Below are 2,933 nucleotides of genomic sequence, written 5' to 3' on the forward strand. Positions count from 1 at the left end.
GTATGCGATGAATAACCCACCGTTTAGACAGTTTCCTTTTTTCATGAGATAATTCTCTCATGGAGTGGAGTTTATATACATCTTCTATGTTACTTTACTATTCGGACCATTTTACTTCACATCATTAGGGTCCAGTGTAAAAAAACACTCCAAATATTTTTAGAATTAGGAGTGATTTACTTTGAAAAGACATCCGCGTCGATCTGATGAAGAATGGCTGGATATTATCCATGAATGTCGTACCAGCGGCCTTCCGGATAAAACCTGGTGTGAAGAGCATCATATCCAGCCAAGCAAGTTTTATTATCATATACGCCGCCTGCGAGCCAAGGCATGTGAGATCACAGAACGAAAGGATACGCTTCCACAAAAACAGGAAGTTGTTCCGGTTTCTTTTGCAGAGCAGGAATTCTGTATCCCGCCAACCCAGACAGCAGGTGGTGAGGGGGAGCATCCTGATACTGTCATCACAATCCGGATGAATGGAATCCAGCTTGATATCTCAAACAGAGCAGCCAGGGAAACGATCGCAAATACGGTCTCTGTGCTGCGGGCATTATGTTAGGCGACATCTCCGGTGTATCAAAAATTTTCCTGATCACCGGAAGAACCGACATGAGAAAGAGTTTTGATGGTTTGATGGCGATCATCCGCGACACCTATCAGCTGGATCCATATGCCAATGCTGTCTATCTGTTCTGCGGAAGGGACAGCCGTAAAATCAAAGCCCTTTACTTTGACAAAACAGGATTCGTCCTGATGCAGAAAAGGCTGGATGGAACCGGACGTTTCCAGTGGCCGAGGACTGCTTCCGAAGCAAGGCTACTTTCCAGGCAGGAATTCCGGTGGCTTATGGAAGGCCTTTCCATCGACCAGCCAAAGGCAATCAGGGCTGGTGGGCGGAAGAAAGATTTTTAACCTTTGTGCAAAACAGAGATTTTATAAATTTTCATTTCTGTTCCAGGTCAAAGACAATAGGCATTTATCCACCGTCCGCATCCTGCGGTTTTTGGATTTGTGGATGTTCCCACCCCAGGGACGGCTCTGATTTTTTATCTGTGGATAACTTTCATGAAAAAAAGCAAAGTGGCATGATATTTACAGCTTTTTGCCTTTTTTCAGGAAAGTTATCCCCCGTCACAATGACGAAGCGAAAATCCCGCTGGTTTGCGCCCATCTTTCTTTTCCTTTATAATAAAGATAAGAAAGAAAAGGACGGATAAAGCCAATGCCTGTAAATCCTGAGGATATGATCCAGCTGCTTATGAAAACAAATGCGGAGCAGGAAGAACGCCTGAAAGAAAAGGACCAGACGATCTCTGACCTGCGTTCCACTGTTGACGAACTCCGCAGCACGGTGACAGATCTTAGAAGTACCATTGCAAACCTGAATGAAACCCTGGATGAGTTTAAGAGAAAGTTTTTTGGTACTTCCAGCGAAAAAGTAAAGAAGGAAAGATCCGTGGATCTGTCTGAACAGAATACAGAGCCAGAAGAAACTGTCGTGGTCAAAGAACATACACGTACCAGAAAAAAGAAATCCGTACGTGGTGATCTGTATGCCTTGCTCCCTATCCGGGATATCAGATGTGACGTACCGGAATCGGAACGTTTCTGCCCGGACTGCGATGCGCCTATGGAACATCTTGGGTACAAAACTGTCCGTGAGGAACTGAGGATCACCCCTGCGAAGGTAGAACGTGTCAGGTATCTTCAGGAGACCCTGGTCTGTCCGGCCTGCCACGAGGAGGACGATACAACGATCCGGGCAGCCAAAACACCAGCTGCCTTACTTCCCCATAGTCCGGCATCACCGGATATGGTGGCTATGGTCATGTACCAGAAAAGCTGTCTGTATCTTCCCTTCTATCGCCAGGAAAAAGACTGGTTCCAGAAAGGAGTCCCTCTTCCACGGGAAACAGCAGCACACTGGTATAACTACTGTGCGCTGGAATACTTTGCCCCCATATATGAGGCACTTCACCAGGAACTTTTAGGCCGGGAAGTGATCCATGCGGATGAGGTACCATGCCAGGTCCTTCATGAAGAAGGGAAGGAAGCCACCTCAAAATCTTATATGTGGATCTATCTGAGTGGAAGCGATGGGCTTCCGGGAATCGTGCTTTATGATTACCGGCCCGGCAGAGGCGGGGAAAACCCGATCGAATTCCTGTCCGGATTCAAAGGGCTGCTGCACTGTGACGGTTACTCCGCATACGGAAGGATCGAAGATGTGGTCCTGGTATGCTGCCTGGCACATTGCCGCAGGAAGTTTTATGAAGCTGTCCCGGCAGGAGGCCGGAAAAAGCTGAAGCTTCTGGATATCAATTCAGAAGAGAAACTGAAAGAGCCTTCTGCCGGAAGGTCAGATGACAACGGCCTTCTTCCGGCAGAAAAAGGAGTAGCTTTCTGCAACCGTCTGTTTTTCCTGGAACGCTGCTATAAGGAACTTCCTGCAGAGGAACGGAAGCAGAAACGCCAGGAAAAGGAACCGGAAATATGGAATGAATTCTGGTCATGGCTGGGAACCCTGAATCCGACAGGCGGAAGCAAACTTGAAAAAGCAGTAAACTATGCCTTCAACCACAAAGAAACACTGATGAACTATCTTCTTGATGGAAGATGTGAGATTTCAAACAACGCAGCGGAACGGAGGGCAAAGTCTTACGCAACAGCCAGGAAGAACTTTCTGTTTCATGATACGGTTGATGGTGCAAATGCAAGCGCAATCGTCATGAGCCTGATTGAAACAGCCAAGGCAAACAACCTGAACATTTATCAATACCTCTACACACTCTTGCTGTATATGCCGGACTATAAAAATGAGCCCGCAGGCATAAAACAGCTGATGCCGTGGAGTGAATTCATAAAGGAAAACTGTTCAGGAATAACAGATACAGAAAAAATACTACCTGAAAATCGAGGGGACCTTC

At 46.7% G+C, this 2,933-nt stretch carries 3 protein-coding genes; all 3 read left to right on the plus strand.

The genetic code is table 11. From position 1 onward, the window contains the following. The first annotated feature begins 181 nt into the window (after positions 1-181). Entirely contained in the window at positions 182-565 is a 384-nt protein-coding gene (gene tnpA / locus ACTQ50_RS19345; protein ID WP_262655771.1) for an IS66 family insertion sequence element accessory protein TnpA, read from the plus strand. Next, on the plus strand, positions 559-918 hold the full coding sequence (gene tnpB, locus ACTQ50_RS19350; protein ID WP_262655769.1) for an IS66 family insertion sequence element accessory protein TnpB: 360 nt from the start codon (positions 559-561) through the stop codon (positions 916-918). Before tnpA ends, tnpB begins: the two co-directional genes overlap by 7 nt. A 310-nt stretch (positions 919-1,228) precedes the next feature. Next, positions 1,229-2,933: IS66 family transposase (gene tnpC / locus ACTQ50_RS19355; RefSeq protein ID WP_441485526.1), on the plus strand; the 1,705-nt coding region annotated here is incomplete at its 3' end.

The sequence above is a fragment of the Blautia sp. Sow4_E7 genome, from assembly GCF_052116245.1.
In the GTDB taxonomy this organism is placed as follows: Bacteria; Bacillota; Clostridia; order Lachnospirales; family Lachnospiraceae; genus Blautia_A.

What these genes read in the sequence shown, in the direction of transcription:
- tnpB (WP_262655769.1), top strand. Translation starts at nt 559, where the DNA reads ATGTTAGGCGACATCTCCGGTGTATCAAAAATTTTCCTGATCACCGGA.